15 protein-coding genes are annotated in these 15813 nt (G+C 69.4%); 5 read left to right on the top strand and 10 right to left on the bottom strand.

The features are described 5' to 3' along the window. The 3 genes from LOS78_RS19825 to LOS78_RS19815 form a co-directional block, all read right to left on the bottom strand. Positions 1–834, bottom strand: coding sequence for a shikimate dehydrogenase (locus LOS78_RS19825; RefSeq protein ID WP_028713075.1), 834 nt, complete (start codon positions 832–834; stop codon positions 1–3). 62 nt (positions 835–896) lie between these two features. Next, positions 897–2285, bottom strand: a complete 1389-nt coding sequence (locus tag LOS78_RS19820) for an MFS transporter (protein ID WP_230378870.1) — start codon at positions 2283–2285, stop codon at positions 897–899. A 248-nt stretch (positions 2286–2533) separates the two neighbouring features. Next, complete coding sequence (locus tag LOS78_RS19815) at positions 2534–4219, bottom strand: FAD-binding protein (RefSeq protein WP_230378869.1); 1686 nt, start codon at positions 4217–4219, stop codon at positions 2534–2536. A 117-nt stretch (positions 4220–4336) separates the two neighbouring features. Between LOS78_RS19815 and LOS78_RS19810 the strand changes: the two genes are divergently transcribed. Continuing rightward, positions 4337–5230: an NAD(P)-dependent oxidoreductase gene (locus LOS78_RS19810; protein ID WP_230378868.1), complete on the top strand. Its 894-nt coding sequence runs from the start codon at positions 4337–4339 to the stop codon at positions 5228–5230. On the opposite strand, the gene LOS78_RS19805 is transcribed toward LOS78_RS19810, so the two are convergent. The 3 genes from LOS78_RS19805 to LOS78_RS19795 all read right to left on the bottom strand — a co-directional run bounded on the left by LOS78_RS19805 (position 5227) and on the right by LOS78_RS19795 (position 8734). Continuing rightward, positions 5227–7107: a bifunctional sugar phosphate isomerase/epimerase/4-hydroxyphenylpyruvate dioxygenase family protein gene (locus LOS78_RS19805; protein ID WP_230378867.1), complete on the bottom strand. Its 1881-nt coding sequence runs from the start codon at positions 7105–7107 to the stop codon at positions 5227–5229. The two genes, LOS78_RS19810 and LOS78_RS19805, sit on opposite strands and share 4 nt — an antisense overlap. 91 nt (positions 7108–7198) lie before the next feature. Then, complete coding sequence (locus LOS78_RS19800) at positions 7199–7759, bottom strand: NIPSNAP family protein (protein WP_230378866.1); 561 nt, start codon at positions 7757–7759, stop codon at positions 7199–7201. Between the two features lie 75 nt (positions 7760–7834). Next, complete coding sequence (locus LOS78_RS19795) at positions 7835–8734, bottom strand: helix-turn-helix domain-containing protein (RefSeq protein ID WP_230378865.1); 900 nt, start codon at positions 8732–8734, stop codon at positions 7835–7837. Between the two features lie 114 nt (positions 8735–8848). Between LOS78_RS19795 and LOS78_RS19790 the strand changes: the two genes are divergently transcribed. The 4 genes from LOS78_RS19790 to LOS78_RS19775 all read left to right on the top strand — a co-directional run bounded on the left by LOS78_RS19790 (position 8849) and on the right by LOS78_RS19775 (position 12405). Then, positions 8849–10534: an FAD-dependent oxidoreductase gene (locus LOS78_RS19790; protein ID WP_230378864.1), complete on the top strand. Its 1686-nt coding sequence runs from the start codon at positions 8849–8851 to the stop codon at positions 10532–10534. After that, the gene (locus tag LOS78_RS19785; protein WP_028713069.1) at positions 10531–11310 is read left to right on the top strand and encodes an SDR family NAD(P)-dependent oxidoreductase; all 780 of its coding nucleotides are present in this window, start codon (positions 10531–10533) and stop codon (positions 11308–11310) included. Before LOS78_RS19790 ends, LOS78_RS19785 begins: the two co-directional genes overlap by 4 nt. After that, on the top strand, positions 11303–12055 hold the full coding sequence (locus LOS78_RS19780) for an SDR family NAD(P)-dependent oxidoreductase (RefSeq protein WP_230378863.1): 753 nt from the start codon (positions 11303–11305) through the stop codon (positions 12053–12055). Before LOS78_RS19785 ends, LOS78_RS19780 begins: the two co-directional genes overlap by 8 nt. Before the next feature lie 149 nt (positions 12056–12204). Beyond that, complete coding sequence (locus LOS78_RS19775) at positions 12205–12405, top strand: hypothetical protein (protein ID WP_024845239.1); 201 nt, start codon at positions 12205–12207, stop codon at positions 12403–12405. Between the two features lie 11 nt (positions 12406–12416). On the opposite strand, the gene LOS78_RS19770 is transcribed toward LOS78_RS19775, so the two are convergent. Genes LOS78_RS19770 through LOS78_RS19755 form a run of 4 tightly spaced genes read right to left on the bottom strand, consistent with a single transcriptional unit; the run spans position 12417 to position 15730 of the window. Continuing rightward, complete coding sequence (locus LOS78_RS19770; RefSeq protein ID WP_230378862.1) at positions 12417–13139, bottom strand: ABC transporter ATP-binding protein; 723 nt, start codon at positions 13137–13139, stop codon at positions 12417–12419. Between the two features lies 1 nt (position 13140). Further along, a complete protein-coding gene (locus LOS78_RS19765; protein WP_230378861.1) occupies positions 13141–13887 on the bottom strand; it encodes an ABC transporter ATP-binding protein in 747 nt (248 codons plus the stop codon). Further along, complete coding sequence (locus LOS78_RS19760) at positions 13884–14858, bottom strand: branched-chain amino acid ABC transporter permease (protein WP_230378860.1); 975 nt, start codon at positions 14856–14858, stop codon at positions 13884–13886. The genes LOS78_RS19765 and LOS78_RS19760 overlap by 4 nt, the downstream gene beginning before the upstream one ends. Beyond that, on the bottom strand, positions 14855–15730 hold the full coding sequence (locus tag LOS78_RS19755) for a branched-chain amino acid ABC transporter permease (RefSeq protein WP_230378859.1): 876 nt from the start codon (positions 15728–15730) through the stop codon (positions 14855–14857). The genes LOS78_RS19760 and LOS78_RS19755 overlap by 4 nt, the downstream gene beginning before the upstream one ends. Between the last annotated feature and the right edge of the window lie 83 nt (positions 15731–15813).

The following is a 15813-nucleotide window of genomic DNA, read 5'->3' as shown; positions in this document are numbered from 1 at the left end:
TCAATAGCTGATCGCGGCGCTTTCGCGCAGTTCCGCGACGCTGGGCTTGGGGAAGCCGAAGAACTCCAGATAGGCCGGGATCTGCTCGAACAGCATGTCGGTGCCGACCTGATAGCGGCAGCCGCGGGCGCGGGCGGCGGCAAGCAGGGGCGTGATCTCGGATTTCAGCACCACCTCGCCGACGAAGGTGGCGGGGTCGAGGCGTTCGGGATCCATGGGCAGCGGGTCGCCCTCGGTCATGCCCAAGGGCGAGGCGTTCACCGCCAGGTCGAAGCCCGCCGGGTCGTTCGCGCCGGTCTCAAGCGCGATGCCGGGATAGGCGGCGGCGATGCGGCCGGCCAGCGCCTCGGCATTGGCGGCCGCCGGGTCGTAGAGCGCCAGCCGCGCCACGCCCGCCCGGGCCAGCGAGGCGGCGATGGCCGAGCCGACGCCGCCGCAGCCGACGACCAGCGCCGAGCGGCCCTGCAGCTCCTGGCCCTTGGCCAGCACGCCGCGCACGAAGCCCTCGCCGTCGAACATGTCGGCCTCGAGCGCGCCGTCCCCGGCCAGCCGCAGCCCGTTCGCCGCGCCGGCGATGCGGGCGGTGACCGAGACGCGGTCGGCCAGCGCCAGGGTGCTGACCTTGTGCGGCATGGTGACCAGCGCGCCGTGGATGTTCGACAGCCGGAACAGCAGGCGCAGGAAATCGGGGTAATCCTCGGGCTTGCAGCCCATCGGCACCACCACGGCATCGATGCCGCGCCGCTGGAACCACGGGTTGTAGATCATCGGCGATTTGAAGGTCGTGGTCGGATAGCCCAGATGCGCGATCAGTCTGGTGGTTCCGCGGATCATGATGCCTTGCCTTTCCTGCTCGGGGGGAAGGCCCCGGATGGACCGGGGCCTTGCGGTGGGGTTCAGCGGCTGGCGGCGGCCTCGGTCCGCAGGTGGTCGTATTCCGCCTTGGGCACCGGCGCGGCATTCGGCTTGCCCAGGTCCTCGATGCGGACCCGGTAGGTCTCGCGCGCCGACCAGGCCGCGGCGGCGGCGATGCAGCAGATGGCGAAGGTGATCGAACCCACCATCAGCGGCACATTGGTCGCGCCCGGAGGGGCGACGGTGGCGAAGAGCGCCGGCAGCAGCGCGGTGATCGTGGTGCCGATATTCTGCGAGATCGCCATCGAGGACACGCGGGTCCGGGTCGGGAACAGCTCGGGGTAGAAGCTGGGGAAGACCGCGTTATAGCCCTGATAGACCACGCCCCACATCAGAAGCGACATCAGGATCGCCAGCGGCACCGAATGGATCGAGATGGCGTAGAGATAGCCGAAGGCCAAGAGGCCCGATCCCAGCGCGCCGACGATGATCGGCGGGCGGCGGCCGATGCGGTCCGACAGGTTGCCGACCAGCGGGATCACCAGGCAGGCGACGATATTGCCCAGGACCGGGATCCACAGATAGACGTCCTTGTGGAAGCCGATGCCATAGGCGGCCTGCACGGCATAGGCGGCGCCGAAGACGGTGGCGACGACCGGGATGGTGTTCATCAGCGCCATGCAGATCACCCGGATCATGTCCGGCCAGGTGGTGCGGATCGCCTCGACGACGGGCGAGCGCGGGGTGGCGTGCTCGGCCTCTTCCTGGCGGAAGGCGGGGGTTTCCTCGACCTCGCGGCGGATGATCCAGCCGGCGATGATGACGACGAAGCTCAGCAGGAACGGGATGCGCCAGCCCCAGCTGTTGAAAGCCTCGTCGGGCATGTAATGCGCCAGCGGCAGGAAGACGGCGGCGGCCAGGATCTGGCCGGCCTGCACGCCCTGCAGCGTGAAGCTGGCGAAAAAGCCGCGCCGGCCGAAGGGCGCGTGTTCCATGATCATCGAGCTGGCGCCCGAGATCTCGCCCGCCACGGCGAAGCCCTGCACCAGCCGCAGGATCACCAGAAGGATCGGGGCCAGGATGCCGACCTGCTGATAGGTCGGCAGAAGGCCGACCAGCAGGGTCGAGATGCCCATCAGGAACATGCACAGGATCAGCACGTTCTTGCGGCCATGGGTGTCGCCCCAATGGCCCAGCACGAAGGCGCCGATCGGCCGGGCGACATAGCCCACGCCATAGGTCGCCAGCGAGGCGACGATGGCGACGCGCGGGTTTTCCGACGGGAAGAAGATCTGCGGAAACACCAGCGAGGCGGCGGTGGCGTAGATGAAGAAGTCGTAATATTCCAGCGCAGAGCCGATCCAGCCGCTGGCCGCAGCCTTGCCGGATTGATGCCTGCCCTTGGGCGCGATGGCCGGTGAAGCGGTCATGGGTAACCTCCCTGAAGCTGACCACGCCAGCTCCTCTGATTGCGCGGTCTGTGGCAAAAGGTCGCAAAACAGGTGAATAACGTCAAAGACCGTTTGACGCTTTGCGTTAACATGATGTTAATTCATTAGCGCCGGGAGGGGCCGGAATGAGGCGGCGATTCCGGGCAGGGGATTGATTTCCGGGCCGGTCGCTTGCGGAATCGGCCCGATGGCCCGGTGACCGGCGGTTTTCCCGCAAGGGCGGAAAATCAGCCCTGCTCCGCCAGCTGCCTGGCGATTTTCCAGCCGAAGACCATGGCCGGGCCGATGGTCGTGCCGGGCCCCGGATAGGTGCCGCGGAAAATCGAGGCGGCGTCGTTGCCGCAGGCGTAAAGCCCGGGGATCGGCCGGCCCTCGCGGTCCAGCACCTGCGCCTCGGCATTGCAGTCGAGCCCGCCGCTGCCGGCCAGATCGACCGGAACCACGCGCAGCGCATAGAAGGGCGCATGCCGGATCGGGCCCAGGCAGGGATTGGGCTTGACCTCGGGATCGCCGTTGAAACGGTTCACCACCGTCGAGCCGCGGCCGAAATCGGCGTCGGAACCGGTTTCCGCGAAACGGTTGTTGGCCCGGACGCTTTCGGCCAGCCCCTGCGCATCGACCCCGATGGCGGCGGCCAGCGCGTCAAGGTTGCCTGCGCGCTGCAGATAGCCCTGCCGCAGCAGCCGGCGCAGCCCGCGCCCGCCCGGCAGGACCAGCCCCAGCCCGTAGCGGCGGATGAAACCGGAATCGACCACCAGCCAGGCCTCGGACAGGCCGGCGCGGATCATGCCCATGCAGAAATCGTGATAGCTGCCGGCCTCGTTCACGAAGCGGCGGCCGTCGCGGCCGACGGCGATCAGCCCCGGCTTGGCGCGGTCCAGGATGATATGCGGCCAGATTGCCTGCGACCCGTCCGGACGGCCGAGCAGCGAGCAGGGCATCCACAGCCCGGCGCTGTCGCAGCCATCGTCCAGCGCCGCGCCGGCGCGCTCGACCGCCAGGGCGATGCCGTCGCCGCTATTGCCCTCGGGCGCCTGCGAGAAGGCGGCGATCTGCGGCGGAAACAGCCGCTCGCGCAGGGCGCGGTTCCAGCCGATGCCGCCGGTCGCCAGCACCACGCCCCGCCGCGCCCGGATGCGGCGCCGGCCCTGCGGGGTCTCGATCACCGCGCCGATCACCGGCTGCCCGTCGCGGATGAGATCGGCCAGCGGGCTGTCGAACCAGATCGGCACCGCGCGCCGGCGCAGGCTGAAAAACAGCCGCGCCACCAGCGCATTGCCCATCAGCAGCCGGGTGCCGCGCCGATGGCCCAGCCGGTCGCGGGCATAGCGCAGCAGGATCTTCAGCGCGGTCGTCAGGTTGCCGGCGCTGGCAAAGGGGGCGAGCAGCGCCCCCAGCTCGCCGCGCGCGACCATCATGCCGCCCAGACCCATGAACACGTCGCGCGGCGGCCGCACCCGGTCGAAATCGGCCCCGAGCAGCCGGCCGTCGAATTCCACCGGCGCGAGCGCCCGCCCGCCATAGGCCGAACCCGGACCGTCCAGATAGTCGGGATGCGCGGCGGCGGCGACGAAGCGGACCTCGGAATGGCGTTCAAGCTCGGCGATGGCCTCGGGTCCGGTGGCCAGAAACGCCTCGCGCCGCGCATCGCCGCCACGGTGGCCGACGACATGGCGCAGGAAGGCGGCGGCGTCCTCGGCGCTGTCGGGCACCCCGGCCCGGTGGCTCAGCTCGGTGCCCGGCACCCAGGTCGTGCCGCCCGAGGTGGCGGTAGTGCCGCCGACCATGCCGGTCTTTTCGCAAAGCAGCACCGACAGGCCGGCGATGGCGCCGCTCAGCGCCGCCGTCATGCCGCCCGCGCCGGCGCCGATCACCAGAAGATCGACCTCTTCGTCGAAAGCCGTGGCCGTCATGCGCGATCCCTCCTCCTTGCCCGGATGCGCGGCGGAACTTGCCACAGGCGGCATGAAAATGGAAGATACTTTGATAATTGAATAACATTCCATATAATACGGAAAGGAGGAGACAGCATGACACAGGACACAAGGCGGCCGCGCCGCATTCTTCTGACCGGCGGCACCGGTTTCATCGGCCTGCGGGTGGCGGCCGCGCTGGCGGCGCAGGACATCGTCCCGCGCCTCTTCGACCTCGAAACCGCGATCCGCCGCACCGTGCTGCCAGAGGGCTGCGAGGCGGAGGTCGGGGATGTGACCGATGCCGATTCGCTGGCGCGGGCCGGCGAGGGCTGCGACGGCATCGTGCATCTGGCCGGGCTGATGACGGTGGATTGCGCCGCCGACCCGGCGCGGGCGGTGCGGGTCAATGTGCTGGGCTCGGCGCATGTCTTCGAACTGGCGCGCCGGCTGCGGGTGCCGGTCGCCTGGCTCAGCACCGCCGGGGTGTTCGGGCCGGACAGCGCCACGCTGCCGCGGCCGATGACCGTCTATGGCGTGACCAAGCTGGCGGTCGAGGGGCTGGCGCGGGTCCATGCCGCGGATCACGGCCTGCCCAGCCTGGGGCTGCGGCCCTATATCGTCTACGGGCCGGGGATCAGCAGCGGCATCGCGGCCGGGCCGTCCATCGCGCTGGCGGCCTCGGTCCGGCGCGAGCCGGCGGTGATCCGCTTCTCGGGCCGGGTGGGCTTCGTGCATGTGGATGACGTGGCGCGGCTGCTGGCCGCGGCGATGCTGCGGCCGATGCAGGGCGCGACGGTGCTGACCATGGCCGGCGATACGCGCGGGATGGCGGACTTCACCGCCGAGCTGGCCCGGCAGAGCGGCTGGGACGGCATCGCCATCGACGGCCCGCCGCTGCGCATTCCGGCGGATCTCGCCTCGGACCCGGTGCCGGACTGGCTGGGCGCGCAGCCGGTCACGCCGATCGAGGAGGGCATCCGCCGCACGCTGGCGGAACTGGGCGGCTAGGCTTTCGGCATGCCCTTGGGCCGCAGGGTGCGCTTTTGCGCGGCGATGCGGAACGGGGCGTTCGGCGCGCCATAGCCGGCGTAATCGCCGCGGCGCTGCACGATCTCCAGGAAGAAGCCGCCGGGCAGGGCGGTCGAGTAGAATTGCAGGAACTGCCCGCCGGCATCCTCGTCATACATGATGTGATGGGCGCGCAGCCGGGCGGTGAAATCCGGATCGAGCCCGAAGCGCGCCTCGACGTCGTCGTAGTAATTCGCCCCGATGCGCAGGAAGGGGAAGCCGCGCGCCGCCATCTCGGCCGCGGTGGCGAAGATGTCGTCGCTGGCGAAGGCGAGGTGCTGGACCGAGGAGCCGAAGGTCTCGTGCAGGAACTGCCCGGCCAGGGTGCGCCGCGTCTCGGCGCCGTTCAGGGTGATGCGCAGCCCGCCGGCCTGAATGGCCTGGCTGCGCACCAGCCCGTCGGGATCGACCACATCGACCATCGGCGCCTTTTCGGCCGTGAACAGGGTGGTGTAGAACAGCGACCAGCTGAGCATCTCGTCATAGGCCATGGTCTGGCCCAGGTGATCGACGCCGGCAAGCCCGGCGCCCGGCGGCGGGGGGACGTCGAGAGCGAAATCCACCTCCCAGATCCGGCCCAGATCGCCCCGGCGGTCCAGCAGGCGGATCACGTTGCTGCCGGCGCCGCGGATGCCGGGGATATCAAGCTCCTGCGCGGCATGGGGCGCGACATGCGGTTCGGCCCCCAGCGCCAGGGCGCGGTCGAAGGCGGCGCGGGCGTCGGGGACCATCAGCCCGATTTCGGACACGCCGGTGCCATGCGTGACCCAGGCGCTGCGGGCGTAGCCCTGGGGCTCGGCATTGACCAGCAGGTTGACGCCGCCCTGCCGCCACAGCGTCACCTGCTTGCTGAGATGCCGGCCGGCCTTTTCGAAGCCGGCCGTGGTGAGCAGGGTCTCCAGCGGCCCGGCATCTTCGGCCGAGGTGGCGAATTCGACGAACTCGACCTGCTCGACCGGGGCGGGGGCGGGAAAGGCGGGCAGATCGACGGAGAGCGAAGGCTCGGCCCGGCGCACGCGGTCCATCAGCGCCACCAGGCTGCGATGGCCGTCGCGGGCCACCAGGCGCGGCAGCCCGGCGCGGAACTGGTCGTTGAAGATTTCCAGGCTCAGCGGCCCGTCATAGCCGGTGGCCATGACCGCGCGGGTGAAGCCGGCGACGTCCAGGTCGCCCTCGCCCGGCATGTTGCGGAAATGCCGCGACCAATAGAGCAGGTCCATCTCGATCAGCGGCGCGTCGGCCAGCTGCACGAAGAAGATGCGGTCGCCGGGAATGCGGCGGATGCTGTCCGGATCCAGTTTGCGGCCCAGCGTGTGGAAGCTGTCGAGGATCAGGCCGACATTCGGGTGATCGGCGCGGCGCACGATCTCCCAGGCGTCGCGGTGGTCGTTGACGTGCCGGCCCCAGCACAGCGCCTCGTAGCCGAGGCGGATGCCGCGCTGCGCCGCGATCTCGCCCAGTTCGCGGAAATCGGCGGCGGCGCGGTCGATGCCGCCAAGCGCCTCGGGATGGGTCGAGGAGCAGACGAGCACCAGGTCGGTGCCCAGCTCGGCCATCAGGTCGAACTTGCGCTGCGCCCGGGCGAAGGCGCGGCTGCGCAGGGGCTCGGGCAGGCCCTCGAAATCGCGGAAGGGCTGGAACAGGGTGATCTCCAGCCCATGGTCGCGGACCATGCGGCCCACCTCGGCCGGGGTGAAGTCCGAGGCGAGGAAATCCTGCTCGAAGATCTCGATCCCGTCGAATCCGGCCTGCTGGATCGCGGCGAGTTTCTCGGTAAAGCTGCCCGAAATCGACACGGTGGCAATCGAGGTCTTCATCCCGCATCCCTTTCCCTGATGCGCCAAGGGTCGCAAAGAATGGGCGTAACGGCAAATGCCGATTCTTCGCCGTGATTAACCTTGCGTTAATTCACAGCGGCGAGAAGGCCAGCGGACGCAGGATCACATGCCGTCCCGGCTGCGGCGCTGCGGGCACCGGCTCGGCGCTGCGCGGCATCAGCGCGACGGGACCGCGCGCATCGCCCGAGACCGGCTGCCACAGCGCCTCTGCCCCGGCCGGCTCCGCGCCGATCACCAGCGCGGCGCAATCGGGGGCGAAAAGCGCCGCGCCGGGGGCTGGCGCGGCATGGGCGCGCAGGCGTCCCGCCAGCGCCGCATGGAAGCGCGGCGAGGCGCGGTCGAGCCGCAGGAAACGGTTCTGCTGCGCATCGACCAGCGCGAAGGCGGCGGGGATGAAACCCCTGGTCCAGCCTTCCTCCTGCGCCAGCGCGGCGCGGCGGGATTCGCGTTCGGCCCAGTCGGCATAGCTCCACAGGTGATGGATGGTGTTCAGCGGCCCGGTCTCGGCCAGCCAATAGCCCATCAGGGGCAGGTGCCGGGTCACCAGCGGCAGGCCGCGTTCGGCCAGCAGGGCCAGGTAATCGCCCGCCGCGCCGGGTTTCAGCCGATAGCTGCGCCATTCATGGATCATGCCGGTCCCTCCTGCCGCGCAGATTGGCGCGGGCGGCGGCCCGCGGAAATGGACCGCGCGTCGGAAAGATTGGACTCAGCCCTCGGATCGCGCGGCCTGCTTGCGGAAGGCGCCGGGCGAGATGCCGACGCGCTGGGTGAAGAAGCGGTTGAAATAGGCCGGATCGTCGAAGCCGGTCAGATGCGCCACCTGCGCCACCGTGCTTTCGGTATAGACCAGATAACGCTTGGCCTCGATCACGATGCGCTCGTAAAGCAGCTCGGATGCGGTCTTGCCGCTGCGCGCCTTGCAGGCCGCGTTCAGCCGCGCCGGGGTGACGGCCAGCTCGCCGGCAAAGAAGCCCAGCGAACGCTGGCTGCGGAAATGTTCTTCGAGCAGCGCGCGATAGCGCACCAGCAGGTCGTAGTCGCGGTCCGGCGTGGCGGTGCCGGCGTCCTGATGCGCGATCGACAGCCGCAGCACCACCACCAGGATGCGCATGTATTGCGCCAGGATCGCCGTGCGCCGGCCCGGCGCCGACCAGATGAATTCGCGGTGCAGCCAGTGGAAGGTGTCGATCACCGCCGGAATGTCGAGGCCGGTCCCGGCCAGCGGATAGACGGCCGGCCGGCCCGCCGCCGTCGCCAGCCGCGGATCGCCGGCCGATGCCGTGCGCAGGCAGCCAAGCGCCGCCGTCACCGCGAACCCGTCGGTGCCGGGATCGAAGTCGATCTGGTGCACGACGCCCGCCGGCACCACCAGGATGCCGGGGGCGGGGATCGGCAGCTGGCGGTCCTCCATGCGGATGCCGCCGCCGCCCGATTTCACCAGCAGCACCTGCATGTGATCGGGATGGGCATGGAGACGAATCCTCCAATCGTTCGGGCCGCTGCGTTCGCGGATCGGCTCGATATGAAGCAGGTCCAGTTCGACATCCGCCTCCTGATCTCCATAGAGATAGTAATGCGGGATGCTGCCCGCCGCCTTGGCGCCCATGCGTTCCTCCGTCCCCCGGTCGGTTGCGAATAGTGCAAGAATTGCGCGCCAGCGTCCATTGGTTCGCCATGCCCCCCGCAGTAGCAGGAAGGCAGCGAGAAAGGGAGGGAGCCAATGGGCGCGCAGGAGCATTGCGACGTGCTGGTGATCGGCTCGGGCGCCGGCGGGCTGGCCACGGCGATCACCGCCAGAAAGCACGGGCTGTCGGTGATCGTGATCGAGAAGGAGCCGGTCTTCGGCGGCACCACCGCCTTTTCCGGCGGCGTGCTGTGGATCCCCGGCAACCGCCACGGCCGGGCGCTGAACCCGGATGACACGCGCGCGGCGGCGCGGGCCTATCTGCGGGCCGAGACCGGCAATTTCCACCAGCCCGAGGCGGTCGAGGCCTTCCTGGAGGCCGGACCGAAGATGCTGGACTGGTTCGAGGCCGAGACCGAGGTGAAATTCATCCCCACGCTTTACCCCGATTATCACCCGACCGTGCCGGGCGGGGTGGATGTCGGCCGCTCGGTGCTGGCGGCGCCCTATGACAGCAGCGCGCTGGGGGAAAACCTGCGCCGCCTGCGGCCGCCCTTGGCGACCATCACCTTCATGGGGATGATGTTCAATTCCTCGAACGCGGACATCCGGCATTTCTTCAACGCCACCCGCTCGCCGACCTCGTTTGCCTATGTCGCGAAGCGGCTGGCCGCCCATGCGGCCGAGGTCGCCCGCCACGGCCGCGGCGTGCAGGTGACCAGCGGCAACGCCCTGGCGGCGCGGCTGGCCAAGACCTGCTTCGACCTCGGCATCCCCATCCTGACCGAGACCCCGGCGCTGCATCTGCTGAAGCAGGGCGGCCGCGTCACCGGCGCGCAGGTCGGCGGCGCGCAGCCGCGCAGCATCATGGCCGCGCGCGGCGTGGTGCTGGCCTGCGGCGGCTATGCGCAGGATCTGGCCCGCCGTGCCGGGATCTATGCCCATCTGAAGGCGGGGGGCGCGCATCACTCGCCGGTGCCCCCGGGCAATACCGGCGACGGCATCCGGCTGGGCGAGGCGGTCGGCGGCGCTTTCGACGCCGAATATCCGCAGCCCGCCGCCTGGATGCCGGTCAGCCTGGTGCCGGGCAAGGGCGTGTTTCCGCATCTGCTGGACCGCTACAAGCCCGGCATGATCGCGGTGCGGTCCGACGGGCGGCGCTTTGTCAACGAAAGCGACAGCTATCACGATGTCGGCGCGGCCATGGCCGCAGGAGAGGGGGCAGCCTGGCTGATCTGCGACCATCGCGCGATCCGCAAATACGGCCTTGGCCATGCCAAGCCGGCGCCGATGCCGCTATGGCTTTGGACCCGCAGCGGCTATCTGAAGCGCGGCCGGACGCTGGCCGGTCTGGCGCGGGCCTGCGGCATCGACCCGGCAGGGCTGCAGGCGACGGTCGCGGCCTATAACCGCGGCGCGCGCGAGGGGCGGGACGAGCAGTTCCGCCGCGGCGAGACCAGCTTCAACCGCTATCTCGCCGATCCGGAGCACAAGCCGAACCCCTGCGTGGCGCCGGTCGAGCGCGGCCCGTTCTACGCCGTGCGCCTGCAGATGGGGGATCTGGGCACCTTCGACGGGCTCAGGACCACGGTCGAGGGTGCGGTGCTGGACCGGCAGGGCGCGGCGATCGCGGGGCTCTATGCCGTGGGCAACGACCGCGCCAGCATCATGGGCGGGAACTATCCGGGCGCGGGCATCACGCTGGGCCCGGCCATGACCTTCGGCTGGATCACCGGCCGCCATCTGGCCGGGCGCGCGGCCGCAAAGGAGGATGCAGCATGAGCTGGCTTGGACTGGAAGGCAGGACCGTCGTCATCACCGGCGCCGGCGGCGGCATCGGTCAGGCGCTGGCGCGGAACTTTGCCGCCGAGGGGGCGCGGGCAATCCTGCTGGACCGCGACCTTGACCGCTCCGGGCCGCTGGCCGAACAGCTGGGCGGCGGCGCCTTGGCGCTGGCCTGCGATCTGGCCGATCCTGGCAGCGTCGCGGCCGCTGCCGGGCGGGTCGAGGCCGAGGGCGGCGCCGAGGTGCTGGTCAACAGCGCCGCCATCCTGCGCCCCGGCGCGCTGGACAGCGTCAGCGCCGAGGATTGGTCGGCCATGCTGGCGGTGAACCTGACCGGCTACCTGACCGCAGCGCAGGCCTTCGGGCGCGGCATGTTGCGACGCGGGCGCGGTGCGCTGGTCCATGTCGCCAGCATCGCCGCCAGCCAGCCGCAGCCGGCCAGCGGCGCCTATTCCGCCTCGAAGGCGGCGGTGGCGATGCTGTCGCGGCAGCTGGCCGCCGAATGGGGGCCGCGCGGCCTGCGCTCGAACTGCGTCAGCCCCGGGCTGGTGCTGACGCCGATGTCCGCCGCCTTCTATGCCGATCCCGAGGTCAGGGCCCGGCGCGAGGCCATGGTGCCCTTGCGCCGCATCGCTTCGCCGCAGGACATCGCGGATGCGGCGCTGTATCTCGCCTCGGACCGGGCGGCCTATGTCACCGGGCAGGACATCGTGGTCGATGGCGGCTTGTCGCAAAGCCTGATGGGGCTGGTGCCGAGGCCGGGCTATGCCTAGCGAGGCGCTGGTCACCGGCGGGGCCGAGGGTATTGGCTGGGCCATCGCGCAGGCGCTTGCGGCGCAGGGCTGCCGGGTCACGATCGCCGATCTCGACGGCGACAAGGCGGCGCTGCGGGCGGCGGAACTGGGCGCGGGGCATCGCGGCATCCGCTGCGACGTCACCGACGAGGTTCAGGCGCGGGCGGCGGCGGCCGTCGCGCCCTTCGGCATCCTGGTGAACAATGCCGGCATCGGCGACAGCCACCTGCCGACGCCGGAACAGGATCTGACCGCCTTTCGCCGGGTGCTGGACGTGCATCTGTCGGGGACCTTCCTGATGACGCGGCAGGTGGCGCGCGGCATGCTGGCGCGCGGGCGCGGGGCGGTGGTGAACCTGTCCTCGATCGCCGGGCTGACCGGCCTGCCGCGGCGCAATGCCTATGGCGCGGCCAAAGCCGGCATCGTGGCGATGACCCGGGCCATGGCCTGCGAATGGGCGGGGCAGGGGCTGCGCGTGAACGCCGTCGCCCCGGCCTTCGTCGAGACCGCGCTGGTCCGGACGCTGGCCAAGGCGGGCCGGATCGACCTGCCGGCCATCCGCCGCCGCACGCCGCTGGGCCGGCTGATCGAGGCGCGCGAGGTGGCGGCGGCGGTGGCCTTCCTGGCCTCGGACGCGGCCTCGGGCATCACCGGGGCGGTGCTGCCGGTCGATGGCGGCTGGACCGCCTTCGGCGATTTCGGCGAGGCGAGCCGCCCCGATTGAGCGCGGCCCCGCCGGTTTGCGCACGGGCTGCACAAGGAACGGGCAGGCGCCTTGCCCCAAGCCGGATTTCCGGCCCCCTCCGGTGGCCCTGGGGCCGGAAAGGCGCGACAATCGGGCATGAGCCATCTCCGATTCGACGGGGGCTTGCCATGATCGAACTGGTCTTCATCGCCTGCATGGGCGGCGCCCCGGCCGATTGCCGGGAACACAGCCTGATCTATACCGAGGTCACGCCCCTGGTCTGCATGCATGGCGCGCAGCCTGCGCTGGCGCAGTGGGTCGAGACGCATCCCGACTGGCGCATCGCCCGCTGGTCCTGCCAGACGCTGCGCCGCGAGCGCAGCATCTGACGGGGCGGCGCCTAGGCCGCGTCCTCGATATGGCCGCCCAGGAACAGCTGGCCGACGCGCGGATCCCGAAGCAGCGCGTCGGCCCTGTCGAACATCCGGGTCTGGCCCAGTTCCAGCACCAGCCCGTAATCCGACATGGCCAGCGCCGCCTTGGCGTTCTGTTCCACCATCAGCACCGTCACCCCCTGGTCGCGCAGCCGGATCAGGGTCTGGAACACTTCCTGCACCAGGTTGGGCGACAGCCCGATCGAGGGCTCGTCGATCAGGATCAGCTTGGGGTCCAGAAGCAGGGCGCGGGCGATCTCCAGCTGCTTCTGCTGGCCGCCCGACAGCTCGATGGCCTTCTGGTCGCGGCGCTCGCGCAGCATGGGAAACTGGTCCATGACCTGCTCCATCCGCTGCCGGACCCGGGACTGGTCGCGGGCGGTGATGCCGCCCAGCTCCAGATTGTGGAACACCGATAGCTGCGGCACCACGTTGCGGCCCTGCGGCACATAGGTGACGCCGCGGGCGATCATCTCGGCCGGGCGCTTGCGGGTCACGTCCTCGCTCTCCAGCAGGATCTGGCCGGCATGGATGTTCAGCAGCCCGAAGATCGCCTTGAACACGGTGGATTTCCCGGCGCCGTTCGGCCCGATCACCGTGGTGATCGAGGCCTTGGGAATGCTGAACGAGGTGCCGTTCAGGATGGTGATGCGGCCATAGCCGCCGGTGACGTCCTTGAGTTCCAGCATGTCAGCCCCCCAGATAGGCGTCGATGACCATCTGGTTCGCCCGGATCTCCTCGGGCGAGCCTTCGGCGATGATCTCGCCCTGCGCCAGCACGATGATGCGGGTGCAAAGCGACATGACGAATTCCATGTTGTGCTCGATCACCACGAAGGTGGTGCCGTGCTCGCGGTTATAGGTCATCAGCCGCTCTTTCAGATGCGCCAGCATGGTCAGGTTCACCCCGCCCGCCGGCTCGTCCAGCAGCACGATGCCGGGCCCGGCCATGAAGGCCATCGCGGCATCGACCAGCTTCTGCTGGCCGTAGGAAAGCGAGCCCGCCTCGGTGTCGCGATAGGGGGTCAGGTTGAAGAACTCGATCAGCTGTTCGGCCTTTTCGGTCAGGCCGGCGTCGGACTTGCCGAAAAGCCGGCTCAGCATCGAGCCCTCGTGCTCCTGCCCGGCCAGGATGACGTTGTCGAGCACCTTCATGCGCGGAAAGACCGACAGCTGCTGGAAGGTGCGTCCGACGCCCATCAGCGACAGGTCGGCCGGCCGCACGCCGTCGGTCGAGCGGCCGTTGATCTCGCAATGGCCGGCGCTGGGGCGCAACTGGCCCAGGATGCAGTTGAACAGCGTCGACTTGCCCGAGCCGTTCGGGCCGATCAGGCCCAGGATCTCGCCCTTCTGCACGTCGAAGCTGACGTCGTTCACGGCGCGGATGCCGCCGAACTGCTTCGAGATGTTGCGGACGGAAAGGACGGGGGCGGTCATAGCTGGAATCCCTTCTTCATATCGCGGCGCGTCTCGTGCCGGGGGCGGAACTGGTTCCAGATCTTCTGGCCCAGCCCGATCAGCCCCTGGGGCGAGAACACCATCAGCACGATCACCAGCGCCGAATAGATGATGAGGTAATAGCCCTCGGTGAAGCGCAGGAGTTCCGGCAGCAGGATCACCACCGCCGCGCCCAGCATCGGGCCGAAGAAGAAGCCCGCGCCGCCCACCACCACCATCAGAAGCAGCTTCAGCGAATGGATCAGCGCGAAGCTGCCCGGCTCGATGAACTGCACCAGCGGCGATTGCAGCGCCCCGGCCAGCCCCCCGAAGGCCGAGCCGATGGCGAAGGCCAGAAGCGTCTGGCGGCGGATCTTCAGCCCCAGGCTCTCGGCGCGGATCGGGTTCTCGCGCAGCGCCTTGAAGGCCCGGCCCCAAGGCGAGCGCAGGATCCACCACATCACGAAGGCCGAGACCAGGAAGCAGGCCAGCGCGAAATAGTAGAAATTCAGGTTGCTGTCGGTCGCGATGCCAAGGACCGAGGGCCGCGGCATGCCGACCAGCCCGAAGGAACCGCCGGTGATCTCTTCCTCGTTGCGCAGCACCAGGAACAGCAGCGTGTTGAAGGCCAGCGTCACGAAGGCCAGGAAATGGTGCTGCACGCGCAGCGCCGGCCAGCCAAGCAGCAGTCCGACCGCGAAGCAGGAGGTGATCGAGATCAGCGCCGCCGCGATCCAGGGCACGCCCGCCAGGGTCAAGAGCGCGGTGACATAGGCGCCGATGCCCATGAAGCCCGCCTGCGCCAGGCTGACCTGCCCGGCATAGCCCAGCGTCAGGTTCAGCCCCATGGCCGAGATCGAGAACAGCAGCCAGGAGGTCAGCGTATAGATGATGTAATTGCCCTGGCCGATGGGCGCGGCGACCAGCGCCGCGATGCCCAGGGCGATCAGGATGATGCGGGTGCGGGTCATACGGCGCGTCCCTCCTTGGTGCCAAGCAGCCCCTGCGGGCGCAGCAGGATGATGGCGATGAGCAGGATCAGCGGCATGGCCGAGCGGTATTCGGCCGAGACATAGACCGCCGAGAGGTTGTCGATGACGCCGATCAGCAGCCCGCCGACCAGCGCGCCGCGGATCTGGTTGAAGCCGCCGACGATGGCGGCGATGAAGGCCACCAGGCCCAGCGTCTCGCCATTCGAGAACTTGGCCAGGTAGATCGGCGAGATCAGCACCGAGGCGATGGTGGCCAGCGCCGCGTTGATCAGGAAGGTATACATCACCATCCGCTTCACATCGACGCCCAGGATCTCGGCCACGGCGGGGTTCTGGGCGCTGGCCTGCATGCAGCGCCCGGTGCGGGTGCGGTTCAAGAACAGCTGCAACCCGCCGATGGCCAGCATCGAGACGATCAGGTTGCCGATATCCTGCGCCGAGACGCTGGCGCCGGCGAAGTGATAGACCTTCTGCGGGAAGATCGCCGGGAAGGGCTGGGCGGTGGCGCCATAGAATTCCTTGACGCTTTCCTTCATCAGCAGGCCAAGCGCGATGGTGGCGATGACCAGCGGCAGGGTGCCATGCGGCAGCATCGGTTCGACCACCAGCTTCTTGAAGGCGACGCCCAGGATGAGAAGCGACAGCAGCAGCGAAAAGCCGATGGCGGGCCACATCGGCAGGCCCACCCCCATGCCGACCAGCACGAAGAAGGCCGGCAGCATGACGAATTCGCCCTGCGCGAAGTTGATGGTCTGCGATGCCTGCCACAGCAGGGTGAAACCCACCGCGGCAAGGGCGTAGATGGAACCGGCGGCAAGGCCGGAGATCAGGATCTGGATTAACTCGGCCATGAGAGCCTCACGTCAGGTTGACGGATACGGGGGCAGGCCGGCGGAATGCCGGTGCCAGCCTGCCTCGCGCGCTGTGTGGGCCG

The organism is Paracoccus sp. MA (assembly GCF_020990385.1).
GTDB lineage: Bacteria > Pseudomonadota > Alphaproteobacteria > Rhodobacterales > Rhodobacteraceae > Paracoccus.
Note: the sequence above shows the minus strand (reverse complement) of the source record. Positions and strands in the feature narration are given on the sequence as shown.

Bases quoted from the DNA above. Each gene is read 5' to 3' on its own strand.
- LOS78_RS19825 (WP_028713075.1), bottom strand. From the start codon at position 834: ATGATCCGCGGAACCACCAGACTGATCGCGCATCTGGGCTATCCGACC.
- LOS78_RS19820 (WP_230378870.1), bottom strand. From the start codon at position 2,285: ATGACCGCTTCACCGGCCATCGCGCCCAAGGGCAGGCATCAATCCGGC.
- LOS78_RS19815 (WP_230378869.1), bottom strand. From the start codon at position 4,219: ATGACGGCCACGGCTTTCGACGAAGAGGTCGATCTTCTGGTGATCGGC.
- LOS78_RS19810 (WP_230378868.1), top strand. From the start codon at position 4,337: ATGACACAGGACACAAGGCGGCCGCGCCGCATTCTTCTGACCGGCGGC.
- LOS78_RS19805 (WP_230378867.1), bottom strand. From the start codon at position 7,107: ATGAAGACCTCGATTGCCACCGTGTCGATTTCGGGCAGCTTTACCGAG.
- LOS78_RS19800 (WP_230378866.1), bottom strand. From the start codon at position 7,759: ATGATCCATGAATGGCGCAGCTATCGGCTGAAACCCGGCGCGGCGGGC.
- LOS78_RS19795 (WP_230378865.1), bottom strand. From the start codon at position 8,734: ATGGGCGCCAAGGCGGCGGGCAGCATCCCGCATTACTATCTCTATGGA.
- LOS78_RS19790 (WP_230378864.1), top strand. From the start codon at position 8,849: ATGGGCGCGCAGGAGCATTGCGACGTGCTGGTGATCGGCTCGGGCGCC.
- LOS78_RS19785 (WP_028713069.1), top strand. From the start codon at position 10,531: ATGAGCTGGCTTGGACTGGAAGGCAGGACCGTCGTCATCACCGGCGCC.
- LOS78_RS19780 (WP_230378863.1), top strand. From the start codon at position 11,303: ATGCCTAGCGAGGCGCTGGTCACCGGCGGGGCCGAGGGTATTGGCTGG.
- LOS78_RS19775 (WP_024845239.1), top strand. From the start codon at position 12,205: ATGATCGAACTGGTCTTCATCGCCTGCATGGGCGGCGCCCCGGCCGAT.
- LOS78_RS19770 (WP_230378862.1), bottom strand. From the start codon at position 13,139: ATGCTGGAACTCAAGGACGTCACCGGCGGCTATGGCCGCATCACCATC.
- LOS78_RS19765 (WP_230378861.1), bottom strand. From the start codon at position 13,887: ATGACCGCCCCCGTCCTTTCCGTCCGCAACATCTCGAAGCAGTTCGGC.
- LOS78_RS19760 (WP_230378860.1), bottom strand. From the start codon at position 14,858: ATGACCCGCACCCGCATCATCCTGATCGCCCTGGGCATCGCGGCGCTG.
- LOS78_RS19755 (WP_230378859.1), bottom strand. From the start codon at position 15,730: ATGGCCGAGTTAATCCAGATCCTGATCTCCGGCCTTGCCGCCGGTTCC.